The organism is Sphingobacterium lumbrici (assembly GCF_006476045.1).
Taxonomy (GTDB): Bacteria; Bacteroidota; Bacteroidia; order Sphingobacteriales; family Sphingobacteriaceae; genus Sphingobacterium; species Sphingobacterium lumbrici.
Genome location: NZ_SRZY01000011.1, coordinates 236,289 through 257,796, shown reverse-complemented (window position 1 = coordinate 257,796; position 21,508 = coordinate 236,289). Strand labels below are relative to the sequence as shown.

General features: G+C 39.6%; 15 protein-coding genes and 1 riboswitch. Of the genes, 5 read left to right on the top strand and 10 right to left on the bottom strand.

The window, feature by feature from the left end; genetic code table 11:
• Positions 1 to 65 precede the first annotated feature (65 nt).
• Both E4F24_RS03165 and E4F24_RS03160 read left to right on the top strand, forming a co-directional pair.
• Positions 66 to 1,640: a SulP family inorganic anion transporter gene (locus E4F24_RS03165; protein WP_140937154.1), complete on the top strand. Its 1,575-nt coding sequence runs from the start codon at positions 66 to 68 to the stop codon at positions 1,638 to 1,640.
• A 58-nt stretch (positions 1,641 to 1,698) separates the two neighbouring features.
• Positions 1,699 to 2,346: a carbonic anhydrase gene (locus tag E4F24_RS03160; RefSeq protein ID WP_140937152.1), complete on the top strand. Its 648-nt coding sequence runs from the start codon at positions 1,699 to 1,701 to the stop codon at positions 2,344 to 2,346.
• 49 nt (positions 2,347 to 2,395) lie between these two features.
• Here the strand turns inward: E4F24_RS03160 and E4F24_RS03155 are convergent, their stop codons facing one another.
• A complete protein-coding gene (locus E4F24_RS03155; RefSeq protein ID WP_181182350.1) occupies positions 2,396 to 3,616 on the bottom strand; it encodes an FAD-dependent oxidoreductase in 1,221 nt (406 codons plus the stop codon).
• 194 nt (positions 3,617 to 3,810) lie between these two features.
• On the opposite strand from E4F24_RS03155, the gene E4F24_RS03150 reads away from it, so the two are divergent.
• Complete coding sequence (locus tag E4F24_RS03150; protein ID WP_140937148.1) at positions 3,811 to 5,481, top strand: glutamine--tRNA ligase/YqeY domain fusion protein; 1,671 nt, start codon at positions 3,811 to 3,813, stop codon at positions 5,479 to 5,481.
• A 127-nt stretch (positions 5,482 to 5,608) separates the two neighbouring features.
• On the opposite strand, the gene metF is transcribed toward E4F24_RS03150, so the two are convergent.
• The 3 genes from metF to E4F24_RS03135 all read right to left on the bottom strand — a co-directional run bounded on the left by metF (position 5,609) and on the right by E4F24_RS03135 (position 7,891).
• Positions 5,609 to 6,565, bottom strand: coding sequence for a methylenetetrahydrofolate reductase [NAD(P)H] (gene metF, locus E4F24_RS03145; protein WP_140937147.1), 957 nt, complete (start codon positions 6,563 to 6,565; stop codon positions 5,609 to 5,611).
• A gap of 52 nt (positions 6,566 to 6,617) precedes the next feature.
• Positions 6,618 to 6,722, bottom strand: a riboswitch (SAM riboswitch).
• Positions 6,723 to 6,763: 41 nt separating this feature from the next.
• A complete protein-coding gene (rimM, locus tag E4F24_RS03140) occupies positions 6,764 to 7,288 on the bottom strand; it encodes a ribosome maturation factor RimM (RefSeq protein ID WP_140937145.1) in 525 nt (174 codons plus the stop codon).
• Between the two features lie 60 nt (positions 7,289 to 7,348).
• Positions 7,349 to 7,891 carry a 30S ribosomal protein S16 gene (locus tag E4F24_RS03135; protein WP_140937142.1) on the bottom strand — a complete coding sequence of 181 codons (543 nt, stop codon included), beginning with the start codon at positions 7,889 to 7,891 and terminating at the stop codon, positions 7,349 to 7,351.
• 674 nt (positions 7,892 to 8,565) lie between these two features.
• Between E4F24_RS03135 and E4F24_RS03130 the strand changes: the two genes are divergently transcribed.
• Together E4F24_RS03130 and E4F24_RS03125 are read left to right on the top strand one after the other, a co-directional pair.
• Positions 8,566 to 11,919: a UvrD-helicase domain-containing protein gene (locus E4F24_RS03130; protein ID WP_140937140.1), complete on the top strand. Its 3,354-nt coding sequence runs from the start codon at positions 8,566 to 8,568 to the stop codon at positions 11,917 to 11,919.
• Between the two features lie 2 nt (positions 11,920 to 11,921).
• Positions 11,922 to 14,813 carry a PD-(D/E)XK nuclease family protein gene (locus E4F24_RS03125; protein ID WP_140937138.1) on the top strand — a complete coding sequence of 964 codons (2,892 nt, stop codon included), beginning with the start codon at positions 11,922 to 11,924 and terminating at the stop codon, positions 14,811 to 14,813.
• Between the two features lie 13 nt (positions 14,814 to 14,826).
• Here the strand turns inward: E4F24_RS03125 and E4F24_RS03120 are convergent, their stop codons facing one another.
• From E4F24_RS03120 to E4F24_RS03095, 6 genes are all read right to left on the bottom strand, one after another.
• The gene (locus E4F24_RS03120; protein WP_140937136.1) at positions 14,827 to 15,699 is read right to left on the bottom strand and encodes a cupin-like domain-containing protein; all 873 of its coding nucleotides are present in this window, start codon (positions 15,697 to 15,699) and stop codon (positions 14,827 to 14,829) included.
• A 161-nt stretch (positions 15,700 to 15,860) separates the two neighbouring features.
• Positions 15,861 to 16,901 carry a type IX secretion system ring subunit PorN/GldN gene (gene porN, locus E4F24_RS03115; protein WP_140937134.1) on the bottom strand — a complete coding sequence of 347 codons (1,041 nt, stop codon included), beginning with the start codon at positions 16,899 to 16,901 and terminating at the stop codon, positions 15,861 to 15,863.
• Positions 16,902 to 16,921: 20 nt separating this feature from the next.
• On the bottom strand, positions 16,922 to 18,448 hold the full coding sequence (gene porM, locus E4F24_RS03110) for a type IX secretion system motor protein PorM/GldM (RefSeq protein ID WP_140937132.1): 1,527 nt from the start codon (positions 18,446 to 18,448) through the stop codon (positions 16,922 to 16,924).
• A 44-nt stretch (positions 18,449 to 18,492) separates the two neighbouring features.
• A complete protein-coding gene (porL, locus tag E4F24_RS03105; RefSeq protein WP_140937130.1) occupies positions 18,493 to 19,134 on the bottom strand; it encodes a type IX secretion system motor protein PorL/GldL in 642 nt (213 codons plus the stop codon).
• Between the two features lie 36 nt (positions 19,135 to 19,170).
• Positions 19,171 to 20,463 (bottom strand): T9SS ring complex lipoprotein PorK/GldK, encoded by a 1,293-nt coding sequence (gene porK / locus E4F24_RS03100; RefSeq protein WP_140937128.1) that lies wholly within the window; start codon positions 20,461 to 20,463, stop codon positions 19,171 to 19,173.
• Positions 20,464 to 20,735: 272 nt separating this feature from the next.
• Complete coding sequence (locus E4F24_RS03095) at positions 20,736 to 21,503, bottom strand: uroporphyrinogen-III synthase (RefSeq protein ID WP_140937127.1); 768 nt, start codon at positions 21,501 to 21,503, stop codon at positions 20,736 to 20,738.
• Positions 21,504 to 21,508: the final 5 nt, after the last annotated feature.

The following is a 21,508-nucleotide window of genomic DNA, read 5'->3' as shown; positions in this document are numbered from 1 at the left end:
ATGTAGTGAACTGTAGTCTGTTGTAATTTATTTAGTAAATTTTAAAAAATAATTTTATAAAAATTATGTTAGGAACTCGTATGTCTGCTTTTCTAAAATTATCGAAAAGAGACTTAAAATATGACTTGCCAGCGAGTATTGTAGTATTTTTGGTAGCCCTACCTCTTTGTTTGGGTATTGCAATGGCATCCGGCGCGCCATTATTTGCCGGAGTATTAACAGGAGTTATTGGGGGAATTGTAGTAGCATCTATCTCAGGTTCCCCGCTTAGTGTCAGCGGACCTGCCGCTGGATTAACTGTTATCGTATTAGGTGCTATCCAGGATCTAGGCGCTTATGAAACTTTCCTATTGGCCGTAATGATTGCCGGAGCTATTCAGCTGGTATTAGGTATTGTTAAAGCCGGAATGATAGGAAATTATTTTCCCTCAGCTGTAATATTAGGGATGCTAGCGGCAATTGGTATCACCATTATACTAAAACAATTACCCTTAGCAGTAGGTTTGTCCGAATCTCATGCTTTTGAAGTAGAAAACGGAGGTGGAATAGCCGCTTTCTCTGACACCATTTTTTCAGTAGTCAATTGGGGTGCTGCTACGATCTGTTTATTGTCATTAGCTATTCTGATATATTGGCCAACGATAAAAACGTTAAACAAGGTTCCGGCACCTTTGATTGTTGTACTCTTAGGTATAGGTCTGAGTGTAGCATTTCAAGGAAGCTCTTGGGGATTGAATCCAAATCATTTCGTATCTATCCCGGTAGTCTCTTCATTTACAGAATTTACAGGATTGTTTATTTTTCCTGATTTTACACAGATTTTAAATAAAGATGTTTGGGTAATAGCCTTCACAATTGCTATTATCGCAAGCTTAGAAACACTCCTAAGTATAGAAGCGGTAGATAAAATTGACCCTTTCAAACGCAATTCTCCAACTAATAGGGAATTGTTAGCACAAGGTATCGGAAACATGACAAGCGGTCTATTGGGAGGCTTACCGATGACTTCCGTAATCGTACGTTCATCGGCTAACGCTAACGCCGGAGGCAGAACCCGTCAATCTGCTATTTTTCATGGTATATGGCTACTGGCGGCATTAGTTGCTATTCCCTCCCTTATCAATTTAATCCCATTATCTTGTTTAGCAGCAATTCTATTGCACACCGGATATAAGTTAGCTAAGCCTGCTCTTTTCAAACAAATGTTTAGCAAAGGTTTAGACCAGTTTATCCCGTTTGCGGTTACCGTACTTGCAATTGTTGCTACAGATTTGCTAATGGGAGTGGGAATAGGAATTATCGTTGCAACATTCTATATCCTACGTGCCAATATGCAAAACGCATACAAATTCAACATTGAAGAAAGTGACCACAAAAACCAGGCGACATTGACATTAGCAGAGGAAGTATCATTCCTTAACAAAGTGCCTATCCAACAAAAGTTATACAGTCTTCCAAAATCTATAGACCGCGTGGTAATTGATGGACAAAACAGTAAATTTATAGACAAAGATGTTATTGAAGTAATCAAAGATTTTGAACAAAATGCCTTGAGTAAAGGGCTCGAAATCGAACTAAATGACGTAAATTATAAAAAAAAAGCATACCGAAAGAAACAAAACCTTCAAAAGGTAATTTAAAAAAATAAATGCTGTATCTTGGATAGCATTTACCTTATGCTATTCTAAATTTAAAAATATGGGAAATAACGAATTAGAATTAGGTTTTAAAAAAATATTAGATGGGAATAAAAACTGGGTGAACTTTGTTTCAAAAGATCAGTCCGGCCGTTTTCAACAACTAGCAAAAGGTCAAAGCCCAGAAATCCTATGGATTGGATGTGCGGACAGCCGCGTACCTGCCAACGAATTAACAGGAAATAAACCAGGGGAAGTATTCGTACACCGTAATATCGCAAATATGTGCGTACACTCGGATATGAGTATGTTATCCGTTTTGGATTACGCCGTTAATGTATTGAAAGTAAAACATGTAATCGTCGCTGGTCATTATGGCTGTGGTGGAGTTGCAGCGTCTTTAAGCCGCAAACAATATGGTATCATCGATAACTGGTTATGCCACATCAAAGATGTATATAGACTGCACGCCGCGGAGATCGATGCCATCGAAGATCCGGATAAGAAAACCGATAGGTTGGTGGAGTTAAATGTAAAGGAACAAGTGTTCAACCTATGTACCACTTCGATCGTACAGAACGCATGGAAAGATCGGGAAGATCTGGCTGTACATGGTATGGTCGTCAATATCGGTACTGGTGAGCTAATTAATTTGGATTATACATTTACAAGTAATGACGATTTAGGTGATGTCTTCGCTTACAAATAGGACAAAAAAAACTCCGACAAAAGTTTGTCGGAGTTTTTTTGCTTTGATGCTATCTTAAAATAGTTCCCTGCACAGTAACACCCTTGACATAAGGATCGGCATATTTACCAACGATCACAGCAAATTCCTCCCGGCTTACGGTCCTATTTTCATCAAATTCACCCTCAAACTTTAACTTGCTAGACCAGTCTTTTTGAATTTGTGCATCCATCTCCATTCCTCTGAAACTCACGAATCTGACCAAACTTAAAAGATCTTTCCAAGTCAGATACACACCTTCATTATCCATGAACCACAACTGACTTCTGGAATGCAATTGATTGAATATGGGTTTAATTTCTTCAAACTTCACACTATCTTTGGAGTCAAACACGTAATTATTTTCTTTTTTCTTTCCTGTCAATAGTCCTGCGAGATACATTTTTTCAATAGCGCGATAATGGACATGGGAAGTCGGAACGTCCTGAAGAGGCAACAGTCTAGCATCATAAGTAATCAACTCGGTTTGCAACTTGCGTGTATCGATCTTATCTGCTGTAGTTTTAAAAAATGCACAATATGCCGCTATTGCACCCACAGCCTGACCAAGTTGCGCACGCAGGGGAATACTTTCCGCATTCCGGGTAACCGGAATCAGATATTGTGTCGAAAACAGATTTTGATTTGCCTGGCTCAGTATATTATTCAAAGTATAGGAATATACAACACTATCCACCTCACCTACGGCAACAGTAGTACGTGATAGATCCCGCGAATGAGCATCTGCATGGGATATTCTTCCCGGCTTATAATAGTCCTCCACACCTTTCACCAACGACTTTAATTTTCCTTCTTCCGTGGCATCAATGATAGCACGTATAGTATATTTCTGCTTGTTTGATAAGATGACTTCCCAATCTTTTTTGTTCCGTAACACGGATTGTACCGACAACGCTTTCACTACGGTGAGATTAGGCTGCGTAGAAACAATCTTTTCCAACGCATTCATTGCTAGTCGTGGATTGATATCACGTTTTACCATTTGTGCTATAGAATCGTTAACCTCTTTACTCATCGCTATTTTCATTAACACATCCATCCAAACACCCCCGTCTAAATTAGCATTAGATAAAATGCTAGTAGCTGCTGTAGTAAGTGACGGCACCATTTGTTCCTGCTCCAATACCCAAAGTGTGGGAACGCTGGATTGTGCACTTTGCACAGCAGCCGTAAAGGCCTCAATATCCGAGCCATACACCAGTAAGATTGGTTTATCATTTTTTTGCGCCATTAATAGTACAGGACTAATAAGGCATATAAAAATATAAAGACGAAATTTCATTTGCACAGTATTTATTCCGAAAATACATAAAATTAATTGATACAACCATAAATAAGAGCATACTCATCAGGTCGAATCTGAGAAAAACAAAGAGATGAAAACTATTACTTGTGAAAAAAAGGAAAGTTATCTAAGTTTGCTACATGATAGAAGAAGAAAAATCATTAAATTTTATCGAAGAAATTATTGAAGAGGATCTTCGTAAGGGAACCTACGATGGACGAGTTCTGACACGTTTCCCTCCCGAACCTAATGGTTATCTTCATATTGGACATGCCAAATCAATTTGCTTAAATTTTGGTTTAGGGCAAAAATATAATGGATTGACTAACTTACGTTTTGACGACACTAATCCTGTTACAGAGGATGCCGAATATGTCGAAAGTATTAAACGTGATATCCAATGGCTTGGATTCCAATGGGCACAAGAACTATATACGTCCGATTATTTCGAAACATTGTACCAATATGCCGTAGACTTAATCAAAAAAGGATTAGCCTATGTGGATGACAGTACGGCGGAGGAAATCGCAGCTTCCAAAGGCACTCCTACGGAACCGGGTATCCCAACCCCATACCGTAGTCGTTCCGTTGAAGAAAACTTAATGCTCTTTCAACAGATGCGAGAAGGTAAATATAAGGATGGAGAAAAAGTATTACGTGCAAAAATAGATCTGGCCAACCCCAACATGCACCTTCGCGACCCTTTATTATACCGTATCAGACACGTGCGTCATCACCGTACCGGAGATAAATGGTGTATTTATCCAATGTATGACTTTGCACACGGACAATCGGATTCGATAGAAAAAATTACACATTCTATATGTACGCTGGAATTTATTCCACATCGCCCCTTATATGATTGGTGTATTGAGAAGTTAGAAATTTTCCCATCTAAACAATATGAGTTTGCCCGTTTAAACATGACATACACGGTTATGAGCAAGCGTAAATTGCTGCAATTGGTAAACGAAAAATTTGTTGAAAGCTGGGATGACCCTCGCATGCCTACAATCTCAGGGTTACGCCGAAGAGGGTACACTGCAGCAAGTATTCGTAATTTCTGTGATAAAATCGGTGTTCAGAAACGTGAAAACATGATCGATGTCAGTCTGCTGGAATTTTGCATTCGCGAAGATCTAAACAAAACGGCATGGCGTCGCATGGCTGTACTGGATCCCATCAAATTGGTGATTACAAATTATCCGGAAGGTCAGGTAGAAGAATTAACCGGTGAAAACAATCCAGAAGTTGAAGGAGGCGAAGGATCTCGTTGTATTCCTTTCACGAAAGAATTATGGATTGAGCGTGATGATTTCATGGAAGAACCGCCAAAGAAATTCTTCCGTCTGGGAGTAGGTTTATCCGTCAGGTTAAAACATGCCTATATCGTAGCGTGTCATGATTTTGTGAAAGATGCTAATGGAAAAGTTACCGAAGTACATTGTAACTACATCCCCAATTCCAAATCGGGGGAGGATACCTCAGGACTAAAAGTAAAAGGAACCATTCATTGGATATCGGTACCCCATGCAAGGGAGGCTGAGGTACGTCTTTATGATCGCTTATTCCATGATGAGAACCCGGCTGCCGCGGAAGATTTCAAATCTTCTATTAATCCAGACAGCTTACAAATCATTAGCAAAGCTTATATTGAACCTGATTTAGCTATAGCACAGGCAGGTAAAGGATATCAATTTATCCGTTTAGGATACTTTACACTAGACACTAAATCTTCTGCAGATCATTTAGTTTTTAACCGTACGGTAACACTAAAAGATTCCTGGGCGAAAGAAATCAAAAAAGGCTAATAGTTAAAAAACTAATGTCTATTTTATCATCCTGACAGTAGAAAGGATGATAAAATAGACACCTTTAACCTACCAAAAAATCCTTCGTTCAAGATAACGGCATTCGTTGCGTTCCCTACTGTTTTGGTTAGAATAATTTCTCTACTATTTTTTTTGTTGGTCCAGGATTACTCATGGTATAGAAATGTAATACAGGCGCACCAAATTTAATCAGCTCTTTACATTGTTCCACCATCCACTCCTCACCTACTTGCCTTACATCCGCATTAGTCTTACATTCGGACACCGCGTCACTTAGCTCTTCCGGAATATCCAAATGAAATACCTTTGGTAGCGTAATCAACTGCTTTTTGGTCGTCAATGGTTTAAGTCCCGGTATAATAGGAACATGAATACCATTCTCACGACATTTAGTTACAAACTCTATGTACTTCTCGACATTATAAAACATTTGGGTAACAATAAATTCCGCACCCATGTCTACTTTCTTCTTCAACCATTTGAAATCCGTATTGAAATTGGGTGCTTCAAAATGTTTTTCAGGGTAGCCTGCAACGCCGATACAAAAGTTTGTCTTTTCAGAAAGCTCAATATCTTCGTGCAGGTATTGACCACGGTTCATATCCGCCACCTGCTCTAATAAGTCGGTAGCATACGCGTGTCCACCTGGCGTAGGAATAAAATCCGAATCCCCTTTACGTGCATCACCACGAAGCACCAATACATTGTCTATTCCTAAGAAATTAAGATCAATAAGTGCATTTTCCGTTTCCTCTTTCGTAAATCCTCCACATATCAGATGCGGAACAGCGTCAACCTTATATTTACTCATGATCGCTGCACAGATAGCTACAGTACCCGGACGCTTGCGGTACGCAACTCGCTCGAGCAACCCATTATCATGTTGTTTATACAGGTAATCCTCGCGGTGATAGGTAACATCAATAAAAGGGGGGTTGAACTCCATAAGTTCATCCATTGTCTTGAAGATACTTTGAATACCCTGCCCCTTTGCAGGAGGCAACAATTCAAAAGAAAACAATGTTTTTCCTTTCGCATTTTTTATATGGTCTACTATCTTCATTTGATTTCTATTGTTTTAGGCTCAGAGAAAACGCACGGATACATGTTTCTTCAGCTTATCTTTCCCGACCGAAGACGAGTAGAATGCAGCACCTTGACCAAGTGTCAGGTTGCTAAGGCTTCAGTGGGTCTATTCCCTCTGCCTTTCTCTATAAGCGTTGCTAATATCGACAATAAGAAGTAAAAAGTCAAAATTATTTTACTCCCTATACAAATCCACCAGTCCTTCCGGTAATTCTACCTCGATGACTTCCTCTTCTGCATCTATTCCCAGGATCAGATCATCGGAAAGCGGAAACATCAATTCTTTGCCATCCATATTTACGGTAGCGATAAACTGTTGCGGCATTTCCTGTACAGCGGTAATCTCGCCCAATTCACCATGATGCTCATCTATGACTAAATAGCCTATCAGATCGGTGTACCGAAAATCATCCGGATCACGTACCGGCATCTTTTCATTTGGCAGGTAGACTTTCTTACGCAATAGCGGTTGGGCCTTGTCGATATGATCGATATCTTCAAACGTAGCGTAGGCGGTACTATTTTTTTGTAATTTCAATTCATCCACGAAGTACGGGATAAGTTTCTTGTTCTCCTCCACAAAGAGCACATCAAATTCCAAATCCATATAGTCTTCAAACTCAAAAAAGATCTGAACTTCACCCTTTAGACCTCTGGTCTTAGAGATATAACCGATATAAAAACTTTGATCTAGTGTCATATTGTCATATAAAAAAAGCCGGTTCCTAAGATCCGGCTTTCCTGAATACTTTGTGAAAGATTAACCTTCAGTTTCTTCTGTGTTCTCTGCACCTTCAGTTGCTTCTGGAGCTACTTCTTCTTCAGCAGGAACTTCTTCCGCTACAGGAGCATTTTTAGCTGCGATAGCAGCTGCTTTTTCTTCTTTTTTCTTAGCTTCAGCAGCTAGAGCAGCTTTTTTAGCTTCCTCTTTAGTTTGCGCTAAGCCTGATTTTTTACCGGCGATTTTAGCTTCGTTAGCTTCTGTCCAAGCAGTAAATTTTGCTTCAGCAGCAGCTTCGTCGAAAGCACCTTTTTTCACACCGCCTTGTAAGTGTTTTTTGTAAAGAACGCCTTTATCCGAAAGGATAGTACGAGCTGTGTCAGTAGGCTGTGCACCTTTATTCAACCAATCCAACGCTTTTTCGAAATCCAAAACGATAGTCGCTGGATTTGTGTTTGGATTGTAAGATCCTAAACGATCAATGAATTTACCATCACGTGGAGCACGTGCATCTGCTACTACTACGTGGTAAAAAGGACGTCCTTTTTTACCATGTCTTTGCAATCTGATTTTAGTTGCCATGTTTTAATTTTAATTTATGTATTCAACATATCCCCCGTACAGTATATAAGAGGGGACGCAAAGATAGTAATTATTTTTTAATAATATACATTTAAGAAATAAGGCCCTGTTTGGGCAAATCCATTTCCAGTATCAATCTCACGTTCCGTTCTTATGAAACTTGGAAAGCCGGCGGAGGTATACGAATAGCTAAATTTAGACCTGAGCACGTGGATCGTTTTGATATTTGGTGGAGTAGGTGGCAAATTCTCAACCGCAAAAGACATCGTTACAGAACTAGTCGGATTATTCTTTGACACAATATATCCCAAACCCTTGGGCAGAAAACCCAATTTTTTAAAAAGAGGGTACAAATGGCTCTGAGTATTATTATACTGATAATCTACAGTTTGCCTCGCATATCTTAAAAATACGCCTAATTTAATATAAACATTAGCCAATATAGCCGATTTGTGTATTTAGGTCGTTCTTCGAACTTTTCCCTTACTTTTGAGCGTTTATCAATAACGGAAATATACTTTGACTTCAGATTATTCATTAGTCTTAAATTTATTCATCCAACAAATTTAGGCCTAAATCAAACGATCTAAATTAACCTGTTAAAAAGAGTTTCGGCATTTCTTGTCTTAGTCCTTTAATAGATGTATTTTCAACACTCTAAACAATAGTGAATAATGGCTAAAATAGCTCCTCTAAAAATATTAAAAGCTTCTGCAGGCTCAGGTAAAACGTTCAGCCTTACGGTTCATTACCTGACCTTGTTGCTATCCAAAGAAAACAGCTATCGTGAAATATTAGCCGTCACCTTCACCAACAAGGCTACCGCTGAAATGAAAGAGCGCATCTTGGGTGTGCTTCAAGCGTTGGCTATGGGAGATGACAGCAAAAAAATCAACGATTACCGCAAGCTATTGCTAGCGCAATTCCCAGCATGTGATCAGGAAACTTTACAGGGAAAAGCATATCAGGTCTACAGAAAGATATTACACGACTACAGTCATTTCACCATTAGTACGATTGATGGCTTCTCCCAAAAAGTAATCCGCAGTTTCACCTATGAACTCAATCTAGATGCGGGTTACAAAATCGAAATGAATACAAACAAGGTAAAACAAGACCTGACCGTCATGCTCAATCAATTATTGGATGAGCGACCAGACTTGTTGGACTGGATTATCGCATACGCCGAAAAGAAAATCGCCAATAATGAGAATTGGAACTACCGCCAACAGCTCATGAAACTTGCCGGTTTGATTTTCTCGGAGAATTTTCAGGAATTCGATGGTTATTTGAATATTGCTGATGCCAAAGAAGTTTTTAATTTGCTCAACAAAGAAGTAGATGCAACAACGAAGACCTTCCTCGAAGCATTCAGCCAAGCAATAACAACTTTTAATACGATATTTAAAAATTCCGGTCTCGGAGCGGATGAGCTGAAAGGAAAATCCCGAAATAAACTCTTCTCTGCAAGTAAGACGAATCCCAATATTTCGAAATTATCACCTACAGAATTACAAAAAATATTTGATAAATTCTTGGGGCTGATAGACAATGAAGATGCCTTTACAGACCAAAACAAGGATGTGCGGTATGATATCATCCAACAGCTTACCCCCGTACTAAATAGCATCGCAGATCTGTATCGCTATTTTCCCAATTACCTCGCTTATCAAGCCGTACAGAATAATCTGTACTATTTAAGACTACTCAAAGAAATGAGTGACCTATTGGGTCAATGGAGAAAGGAAAACGGGTCACAATTAATTTCCGACTCACAAATATTATTGAGTAAGCTGGGACTAGATGAGCATAACGATCCGACTTTCATCTGGGAAAAAATAGGAAATCGGTACAATTATTTCCTTTTTGACGAATTTCAGGACACCTCACGTATCCAATGGAAAAATTATAGTCCGCTCCTGATCAATGCACTCGGAAATGCAACTGGAGAACTAAGCGAACACCTCATTGTAGGCGATGTGAAACAAAGCATTTACCGATGGAGAAATGGTGATTGGCGGATCCTGCTCCATCAAGCCGAACAACAGGTAGCGGATACGTTCCACCTCATGCCCGATCATCGAAACAGCTTTATTGAAAATGGAGCTTTAGAAACGAATTTTAGAAGTCTGCCCAATATCATCCGGCTAAATAACTACCTTTTCAAAACGATTCCGCATAAACTACAAGCTATACTGAACGAAAAGGTACTCGATAACCTAACTGCAGAAGGCAAAGAATGGTGGCGGGAATCGGGCAATGACAATATGCTTATCAATGCCTATGAAAACAGTCAGCAGCGCATTCCTGAAAGCAAACTAGCCGACACCTCAAAACCGGGATCTATAGACATTGTCTATTTTCCGGTGACTTCTGGTGCATGGAGAAGAAACCAGGTGGAAGAGACTTCAATCGAAACATTGTGTAAGCAAGTAGGCGAATGGATCGGAAATAAGCGATATAAAGCCAATCAAATCGGCATACTGGTACGTAGCAATGCACAGGCCCGGCTAGTGATTCAGCATTTGATGGATTTCAAGAACACACATGCGATAGACTTCGAGGTCATCTCCGGAGATGCACTTGCACTGATCTCCAATGACGCCATATTATTGTTGATTGAAACGCTCAAAGCCTTAGTGTACAATTCAGACAAGCATATTATACATCGTGCAAAAATAGCCTACCTGTATCACGTCATGCAACACAACGAAAGCTTTAACGATGCGATCTGGCTCGATTTTAAATCCAATGATATCCGGGACCTGAACACGGTTTTACCAGACGAACTGATTAACAACTGGGAAAACTGGCAAAAGCTACCGCTGGTACACTTAGTCGAGAAACTCATTGAGATTTACGATTTAACGGGCAGCGGAAACATCCACCTCCCTTATATCTTGGCCTTTAAAGACATTGTCACCTCCTTTTCCATCAACGGGGAGCGTGGTATTATCCAATTTTTAGACTTTTGGGAAGAAGATGGCAACCGTGCCGTTCTTCCTTCCAATGGAAAAGTAAATGCGATCGAGGTTACTACCATACATAAATCTAAAGGACTAGCTTACGATGTGGTCATGCTCCCTTTTTGTTCATGGGATCTGGACGGAATGACAAATGGTGACTTCTGGATACAGACCCACGACACACCTTTTGCGCAACTAGGGAAGGTACCCATTAAGTACAATGGACAAGTCGGAGGTTCCATCTTTTACAAACAGTACTTTGAAGAGATGCTCTTCAATTATATGGACGCATTGAACACCTTGTATGTGGCAACTACGCGGGCTGTCGAGCATCTCTATATCTCCGCTCCCTTATTCAAAGAGACGGTAGACAAGAAAACAGGAGAAATTATGGGTTTCGAAATCAAAAATGAGTACATCAGCGACTTAGTATATCAAGTATTGGATCATATCGAAGCACCTTTCCGAGTGGAAAACGGAGAAATCCACGTGCAACACCCTATTCCACAGGAGAGGGAGGAAACTATCTCTTCTGATTTCATTGCCTTAGATCACTACCCTGTTTCAAAGGAGCTGGAAAAAGCCTTGGAGAAATCATCGAAGCGCACCATTAACAATATCCTAATGCTTGAAAAAGCGTCTCAATATGGTATCTTGGCGCATGAGATTATGTCTGAAGTGGCAACCGAAAATGATGTAGATACATTGGTCGATAAGTATATTGAAGAAGGAGTCTTATCCATAGAAGAGCGCCCATTTCTTCTGAACGAGATACAGCAGATATGGCATCATCCCGAAATCAACAAATGGTTAGTGGGCAATTATAAAATATGGAATGAAGCAAGTATCATCACGGCAGACGGGGAGACAATACGCCCTGACAAGGTATTTACGAGTACCGAAGAAACGATTGTACTCGATTTTAAATTTACACAGGGCGATTATATCGGACATAAATCCCAAGTCGACAAATACACCAAGACATTACATGACCTCGGTTATAAAAATGTAAAAGGATATTTGTATTATGCCAAGTCCAATCAATTAGTTGAAGTAATCTAATTATGAACAAACCATTTTTACGACTAGTAGCCGAGGATATCAAGAATCGTTTTGGAAATGATTTACCGGAGATCGCCATCGTCTTCAATAATAAAAGACCGATCACGTATCTCAAAAAGCATCTTGCGGATGTCTACGGACAAGCCATTTGGTCTCCGCAGTTCTTTACCATACAAGAATTTTTCAGCCTTTCGACTTCGACGACTGAAGCATCGTCATTGAGTCAGTTTTTTTATCTGTACCAGCTGCATAACGAGCTATTGCAGCGTGAAGGGCATGAAATGGAAACATTGGAAGAATTTTATCCTATTGCAGAGATTATCCTCAGTGATTTCAGCCAACTAGATTATGATCTGGTTAATATCGACCACATTTATATGGAGCTCTATGATACGACCAAAATCGATCTGGAGTTCCAGCATTTCACGGTCGAACAGCAGCATTTTATCCGTCAGTTTTGGCAGTCGTTTTCCATTGCCGGGCATACCGGCATCCAACAGCGCTTTTTAAAACTGTGGAAAAGGTTACCTCTTCTGTACAAAGCCTTCAAAGAGAAATTACAGCAAGAAAAGCAATCCAATTACCCGACGATCTATCGCGATCTCGCAGAAGGAAGAGCCGAAAATCCACACGTTATCCAAGGTTTTAAACAGGTGCTATTTGTGGGGTTCAATGCGCTTAATAACGCCGAAGCCCTCTTGTTCAAGCAGTGGCAAGAAGCAGGAAAGGCCTTATTTTACTTTGATGCAGATGCTTATTACCTGGAAGACAAACAACAGGAAGCGGGGCTATTCATCCGCAGGAATATCTATCAAACCGGTCTGATTAATGCGTTAGGAGAGAGTCCTCACATTCTTGGCAGCAGAACTTCCGACGTACACTTATATGCTTCCACCGGAAAAGTAAGCCAAACCAAACTCTTACACGAGATTTTGAAACAAACGGAAAGTACCGACAAAACCTCGGCTATATTATTAGCCGACGAAAGTCTTCTGGTTCCACTATTGCAAAGTTTGCCCGATGCCACACCCAACATCACGACAGGTTACCCGTTAGTACAATCTCCCCTATTCGGCATATTGGATCTTTGGATGGATGTACATAAAGACATTTCTCACCTCAAAAAGGACAAAATTCCTTTTCAGGCAGTCGAAACGTTTATCAATCATCCTCTTACCAAGGTGTCCAGGAAGGAAAAACTACAGCTGCAGCAATACATTGCCGACAAACAGCTTTATGAGGTTGGGGTAGATGATTTGACGATCAAATCATCCGTACTCCCTAATTTCTTTAAACCGATTACAAAAAGTGATGAGGTAATACCCACCTTGATTGATTTGGTAGATCGTCTGCTTGCCTCCATTGCAGAGCAGGATCGCATCCGTCAAATTGAAAGCAACCTTTTGGTGGAAACTAAAAAAACCTTATATCAACTCAAATTGGGATTTGATAAAATTGAACCGCTCAGCATTTCCTTTCAAATCGGATTGATTAAGAAAGCGATAGCACCGGTTAATTCGGCGATAGAAGGTAATCCTCTTCAAGGACTACAGATTATGGGATTATTGGAAAGCCGCTGTCTGAATTTTGACAATGTCTATATTCTTGGGGCAAATGAAGGAATATTGCCGAAAACGTCTAATTCGCCTACTTTTCTCCCTAATGCGCTGCGGAGAGCTTATGGTTTACCGATTTTAGAAAACCAGGATGCGTTATCCGCCTACTTGTTTTACCGCCATTTTCAATACAGCGATCATATCCATGTTTTTTATAACAGTATAGTCGATGAGAACAGTACCGGAGAAGAAAGCCGGTTTATTAAACAATTGGAGTTTGAAAGTAAGTTCAATTTTATCAAGAAAACACAACAGCAATCTATTTTCTTTCCGTCACCTCCGACAGAAGTAACAATAGAAAAAAAGGGGAAGGTATGGGATAAAATGTATCATACCTTTATTGAAAGAGGTCGCAGAATATCTGCAACGGCATTAACAACGTATCTGCAATCTCCGTTACAATTTTTCTTAAAACATGTCGCCGAAATTAAAGAGCCTCCCTCCATTAGCCAAGAATTTGAAATGAACAAACTGGGGACGGTTATTCACGAGGTGATGGAAAAAATATTCTTACCTTTTAAAGACTTAAACGAATTTATCCCTACCCAGAGATTGAAAGACAATCTAGCGGATGTGGATGCATTAATTGTGCGCGAAATCGGAAATCAATATTTATCCGAATTCAAAGATTTGGACGATTTAAATAGCTTGCAACGCATCATGCACAAAATAGCGAGCGAATACGTGAAAATGTATCTGCAATATGATATTGAAAACTATAAAGCTTTTCGGATTATTGAATTAGAAAACGACAAAGATTATACCTTAGATTTCCCGATAAACATACAGGGGAAAGTAGAAACGGTAAATCTATACGGCATCATCGACCGTGTGGATGAAGTAATAACACACGATGACCAAATCAAAACCCGAATTGTTGATTATAAAACAGGAGGAGATAGCATTATTTTCAAAGAAATAGACAAGGTATTCGCTGCAAACACGGAAAATAAAGCCCTCGTACAGACCCTATTTTATTCCTACATATTTGAACAAGTAACAGGCCGGACAAATTTAGAACCACATCTGTACGTTGCACGGAAAATGCGGGAAGACGGAACACTATTTAGTGGGAAATTCGGCGTAATGGAAGGCGAGTATTTAATAGAGCAAAAGAAAAATTTCGTGGATTTTCTAAAAGCAACCCTGGAAGAGATCTTCAATGCTGAAATTCCTTTTCGACATAATCCTGATGTGCATATCTACGACAGCGATCCTTATACACTATTTTATCGCAATGCCGTGACACCACAAGCAGAAGGTAATGAAATAGGGTAGCTAAGCTACCCCATTATCCTTTTGTGTGCTTGGAAATAGCACGACTGGCTCTTTTTTTAGCCATCTCAATCTTATAATCAAGCCATTTATTTTTAAATATCTTACGCATAGTATCATCAAAATGACGTGTGATGAACAAGTTACGTGCACCTTTCAATTTCTCACTCACCGAATTCGCTAATGCCCTCACAGAAATAGAATACCCTTCTGTTTCGTACTGAATATAATGCCACCATCCAGCCGGCATATAAAGTGTATCTCCCGGGTAAATGACAGCCTCATAACCATCCAAATACCGTAACCCTGGATAATCTTGCTCACTGCTCTTCTTTGGATTAGCAATACTGTGAAAATTGTACGGCAATTTATACATCAGATCAGACTGCTCATTTGGAAATAACCAGATACGTTTTGCTCCCTGAAATTGTGAGATAAATACATGCGACATATCAATATCAAAATGATTACGCGTAGCGGATCCTTCTCCTCCAAAAAACATATAAGGAAGCCATTGCAACACTTTACCTCCTGTAACATCATTATATATAATATCCTTTTTGAGTTCAGGTCTGATTTTCATCAGATTGAACAAGAAAAGACGTAATTCGGTTGGTTCCCTACCTATCGTATCCAAATATTCCCCAAAACTCATTCGGCCTATCGGTGGACTCGCGGCATGATTCTGAGATTCTTCCTCTCGTCCATATACATCTATTTGTTCATTGCCCGCTATTTCCTTGAAATAGTCATAACTCCACTTTGCCCAACAAGGACTATCTTTGCTAATGAAATCCTTGATGATAACCGGTTGGCCTTTATTAAGATAATCTCTCACAAAGTCCTTTGGAGCCATTCCTGAGATACTATTAACTGGTTTTAATTTCAAAATATTCCCTTTTAGTACTTATACAAACATAAAAAAATATTTCTGCATCTTATTGTCCTTAAAGAAATCTCTTTAAGATTCGCCGTACATATTTTCGGCTGACAATATGTAGAAATATTTTAAAACTTTAAGTGACTGATATCACTTAATCACCATTATAATTAATAAGACCATAAATCTTGTTCGTAATCCATCAGCGTCTTTTTGATACGTTCGGATTCAAACAATCTGTCGATATCATCACGGATATAATCTTTAATCCGTAGGTCTTCTGTATTTGATTGCTTCACGATATAACTAGAGAATAACCTTTTAACAAACACATCATCATAGCTTAATCCCGTTGCATCGTTACGTCTATTCATCACTTCCTTATTCACGAATACATGGCGGGCATCTGGAAAATAAATCCAAAATGCAGGTGTTGGATCAACGGTCATCGCTAATGAACCGTTATCGACAGGAAAAGGGACTTCACTAGACAGAACTTCTGCTGTTTGAGCTCCTTCATTTGCTGGCGGAACAGCAAAAGGATCAAATGGATCATACCCTGCCCCTACAGCTCCATCACTATTTACCGGCAAGCCTACATTCGAGTCCATACCCGGGATATTTGGTGTGATTAGCGGAGCGATACCGATAATTCTCGGTTCAAAAACAGACCGTTGCTTATCAAAAATCCAATCCTCTTTAATACGAAACTTTATCACGTTCTCGCCGCTAAATGCCCTGCTTTCGTAGTGTGAACTAATCACTTCATTATTTTCATTATACTCTTCTACCAGTACACTATCTCCACCCAACCTAGCCATTACCTGATCTGCAGGTAATATGTTCCTAAAACTATCTCCATTGGGGTCATTTTCAGTGGGTGTCGGATCATAAGCTGTTAATTCACCAGCTTGTATCGCTTTCACAATAATATCCATGAGTCTAGATTTTGGTGAAGCAAAAGCCTGATTCAACTTCTCTCTCAGATCAATTTCCCGCCAGACCCGCTTACTAAAAGCTACATCCGTCTGTCTGATGGCAGCATAAGGAACAACCTTACGATTTTCGATATCAGTTTTCACGACATATCCATCCACAGGAGGATCGTCTGATACTTGAACCGGTTTCGTGCTATTCGATAAATTCCCTTGTTGAGCATATATACTCAACGAAAATCCTAAGACAGCTACTGATAATAATATCTTCTTCATAATAGCTCTTTTGTTTCGTATTAATTCGTTACCTGAAATGTAATCGCATCCAGGTTTTGTGCTACCCCATCGGGGCCAACACCTACAATATCGTAAATCATCACAACAGAACCCGATGTAACCCCACCTAACGCAGTTTTCATTGCTTCGGAGAATGAAGATCCGGAAGACTGATAAGGCCCTATTGGGTCTACCCGAGGTTTAGCAATATACATATTAAACTTCGTGATACTAAATTTAGCATCAAACTCAAAATTATCTAACGAAGCTGAAACCACATTTTGTCCCCTCAATTGCGCGGCAGATATACGTCCACCTGTTTTGCCCGCTAGACGTGCTGTCGGTTTAGGAATACGTTTCACACGAAACTTTGTGCTACCTAATTGTTGTGTCTTATCGCCTATTTTCGCAGAAACATCAATAGTAGCCTCACCTGTAGAAGATACACGCGCAGTATATTTACCCCCCGACCCAGAGATCGAAACATTCGAAGAACCTGAAACCAGCAAATTCTCTTTTGGAATACCTGGTGCCGATACCGAAATCGGGTTATTTACACCAATATACAATACGTTCATCGCATCCGGAGAGACGACAGCCGAAGGACGCGCAACCTGATAACTCATCGGTTCCGTTTCGTACGTCTTTACCGTTCCATCCGTTTGCTGAACACGAATAGTACCTTTCCAGTTAAACACACCCTCAGTAGAGGTATTAACGCTGTATATTCCTTGTCCTTCTGTAACAGGTAAAGTGCTTCCACCCACAGAAATCTGAGGCGAAGACTTGGAATCATAAGCTGTCAGAAAGACTTTCGCAGTATAAGGCTGCCCCTGTATTAAATACGATGTAGGCGCAACAGCTACCGCAGCAAATTTATCCAAGTTTACGACCGCCTGATCCATCTTCCCAAAAATATGCTTTACGACTGCAGATTCTGCGTTCTTTGCATCTGCATTTATTTTCTCTAAGGCTGTGATAGCTGCTGTCAATGGAATACCATCTCCGAAATTAGCTTGTTCCCACGATTTTTTAACGCCTCCACGAGGTGCAGGATTTTCCGCAGATAAAGTAAAGCTTACCTCATCATTTGTCAATTTTTTCAATTCTGCAGCAGTAGAATTGATCATATTTTTAAGCTCTTTTCCACGCCCTTGATTAATCATTAATCTTGGTGAAATAGAAGTACTGCTTCTGAACTTCACATCGCCTGTTTCCTCATTTATATCTCCCCCTTCAGTGGTTAATAACTGGCTATACTCTTTAAGTTTGTTGGTCAATTTACCAACCAAAGCCTGTGCTTGTTCGGCTTTCGTCAAAAGAGGTTGCGCACGCTCAGGATTCTCTTTCATTTTGGTTTCCCGAAAAGCGAGAAACATATTATCAATACCTGATTGCGTATTTTGTGTAGAGGTATTTAAACTATTACCAAGATTTCTAAACGCATCCAATATCGAATCACTTACATTTAATGCCACTAAGCCTAGCAACACTAAATATAGGATACTGATCATCCGTTGCCTTGGTGTCTCTTTTTGTCCTGCCATAATGTGTAATTTCCCTTATTCGCTTTCTAAATTAAACTACTACTTTATGAACGATTAACATTCATGGCAGACAACATATTGCCATATATCGCATTTAATGAGGCTAAATTTTTATTGAAGGTTCCCACTTGTTCCTTGAATTGTAACATATCCGCAGAAGACTCATTAAAGGTCTGTAAATCCGCAGCCGCACGCTCAAAAGCGTGACTCAATTGCGAAGCTCCTATTGAAGCGGCATTTAATTTATCCGTAAATTGATTGGTAGCCACAGCTGTATCAGCTACTTTAGAAATAGAAGCTACTTTATCCCCAAATGTACGCAGGCCATCTCCTAGATTACCGATCAAGTTCTCATCGATCTTAGCATCCTGCAACAGTCTATCCAACGCAATAGTATTACCCATCGCGACAGGCTGCGCTGTATTTGAAGACGTGCTTCTAGCTGGCAGCTCACCGCCAAAATCCTCATCCAACTCCGGATAAACGCGCGTCCAATCCACATCTTTCTCGGCAGACATGAATCCCATAATAAAGAATAAAAGGGCTTCTACCGCTAAACCGACACCGATCATCCACTCCCCACCTTTGAAATTCAATATTTTAAACATTAAACCGATAATAACTACTGTCGCACCCCAATTGATCAATGTATTGATACTAAAACCGAATTTCTTTTTCTTTGCCATTTTCTTCGTTAATAAAGTTTATAATTCTAAATAATGTTAGTAAGCTACTCCCGCATATTTTGTTACAGATCTAAAACCAATATATGATTTTGCAGTATCTTGATACTCGTATTGCCGCGCCGAATTCTGCAAGAAATATCCTACATCTTTCCAGGACCCCCCTCGTACTACTTTACGCTTCATGGTCTCATGGTCTGTTGGTTTCGCATGATAGGTATAAGTTGGGTTCATATCGTGCACAAAAGAGTATGCAGACTCATTATAACTTGATTGCGTCCATTCTGCCACATTACCAGCCATATTGTATAATCCAAAATCATTTGGAAAATATGCGTAAACCGGAGCGGTATAAGCCATACCATCATCAATATAATTTCCTCTTCCGGGTTTGAAATTGGCCATCAAACACCCCCTTGCATTACGTGCCGTCGGACCACCCCAAGGATATTGCATTCCAATCTTGCCACCTCTGGCAGCATATTCCCATTCAGCCTCTGATGGTAGTTGATAATCAAATCTCGGATTTTCTTTATACTTGGCTGCGACATTGTTAAACAGCTGGGTTCTCCAAGAGTTAAAAGCTTGTGCCTGCCTCCAAGTTACACCGACAACCGGATAATCGTCAAATGAAGGATGAGAGAAATAACCATTTACCATCGGTTCATTAGCCGCGTAACTAAAATCCGCCAGCCAAACCGTAGTATCCGGATACACTAACATCGTATCCCGCATGATAAAATCGGACCGCGTTTTATTAGGGTCTCTTTTACCGTCTACTGCCGCACGCAAATCGTACCATTCATAATGATATTTCAATAGGCGTACATCCAATTCATTCTTTCCAAAGATACGGTCTTCACCCTGATAGTACATACTCGAAAATCTTTCTTTCTGGCTCTGATCTTTGGTATTCCAAGGTGATTTTTTATACACTTTACCCCAATCGATATAACGTTCGCCATTGGCCCCCTGTATAAAGTATGTATCATCACCCAAAAAATTGTGGATAAGAATTGAATCACGAACCCAATACACAAACTGTCGGTATTCGCTATTGGAAATCTCCGTATCGTCCATATAAAAAGGTGCGATCGTAACCTGACGATTTTGAGCGGTTTGGGAGAACGTAATATCTTCATCAGACTGCCCCATGATAAATGTACCACCCGGAACCAACACCATTCCATAAGGAGTCCTGTTAGCCTTTAATTTTTCAAGCTTAACCCCCACTAGTTCGCCAGAATTACCTGGCCCTTTACAACTGATATTAACCATAGAGGTAAATACGAATAAAAGACCAAATATAATTTTATACTGTTTGTAATTCATAAAAATTCAATTCTAAGCTTAATGTACCATAATCCGTTCTCAAAAAGCATGTACAACTACAGGTTAATTGCTTACAACAAAGCACTCACAAAAAAAAACAAAAAAATGTGAATCTAACACTACATTTAACATCTTTTAACTTAAAAACTCTTGAATATAAAAAAAAGTAGTGACTTCACTACTTTTTTTCTAAAAGAATATACTTTAAAACGTCTTCAAGAACTTTCAAGGAACTTTTTTCTTTACTTATATTGCTCCTAATCATGCAAGTTTTATTTATTTACCTGCTTGATATATTGTTCGACTGCCATGGTCATACTCGGTGCCGCTGGTGTCGGCGCTGGAATATCAAGGATCAAACCACGCTCCAAAAGAGCCTGTTGTGTGCTCGCTCCAAAAGCAGCTATACGAGTATTATTCTGAACAAAGTCGGGGAAGTTTTCATATAAGGATTGTACACTCGAAGGACTAAAAAAGACGATCACATCATAGAAAACATCCTTCAGATCTGTAATATCCGTTATCACTGTACGGAATAATACCGCCGGCGTAAAATTGTAACCGTTTTCCTGCAACCACTTTTGCGTTTCTTCATTCGCAACGTCAGAACACGGGAACAAAAACTTTTCCTTACTATGTTTTTTCAACACTTCTTCCAGATCCTGTGCAGTTTGCTTACCGAAGAAAATCTTGCGCTTTCTATACTGAATATACTTTTGCAAGTATAGCGCGATAGCTTCGGATATACAGAAATATTTCATCTCTGCAGAAACTTCAAAACGCATTTCTTCACATACACGAAAGAAATGATCTACCGCATTTTTACTTGTAAATATTACAGCGGTATAATCTGCAAAATTGATCCGATCTTTACGAACATCCTTTGCTGATACACCTTCAACATGTATAAATCCACGGAAATCTAATTTCAAATTATACTTTTCTGCTAAAGTAAAGTATGGAGATTTGTCATTTTCGGGTTTGGATAAAGTTACTAAAATGCTCTTTACTTTTTTGGCTCTTGCTACATCAATCTGCATAAAAT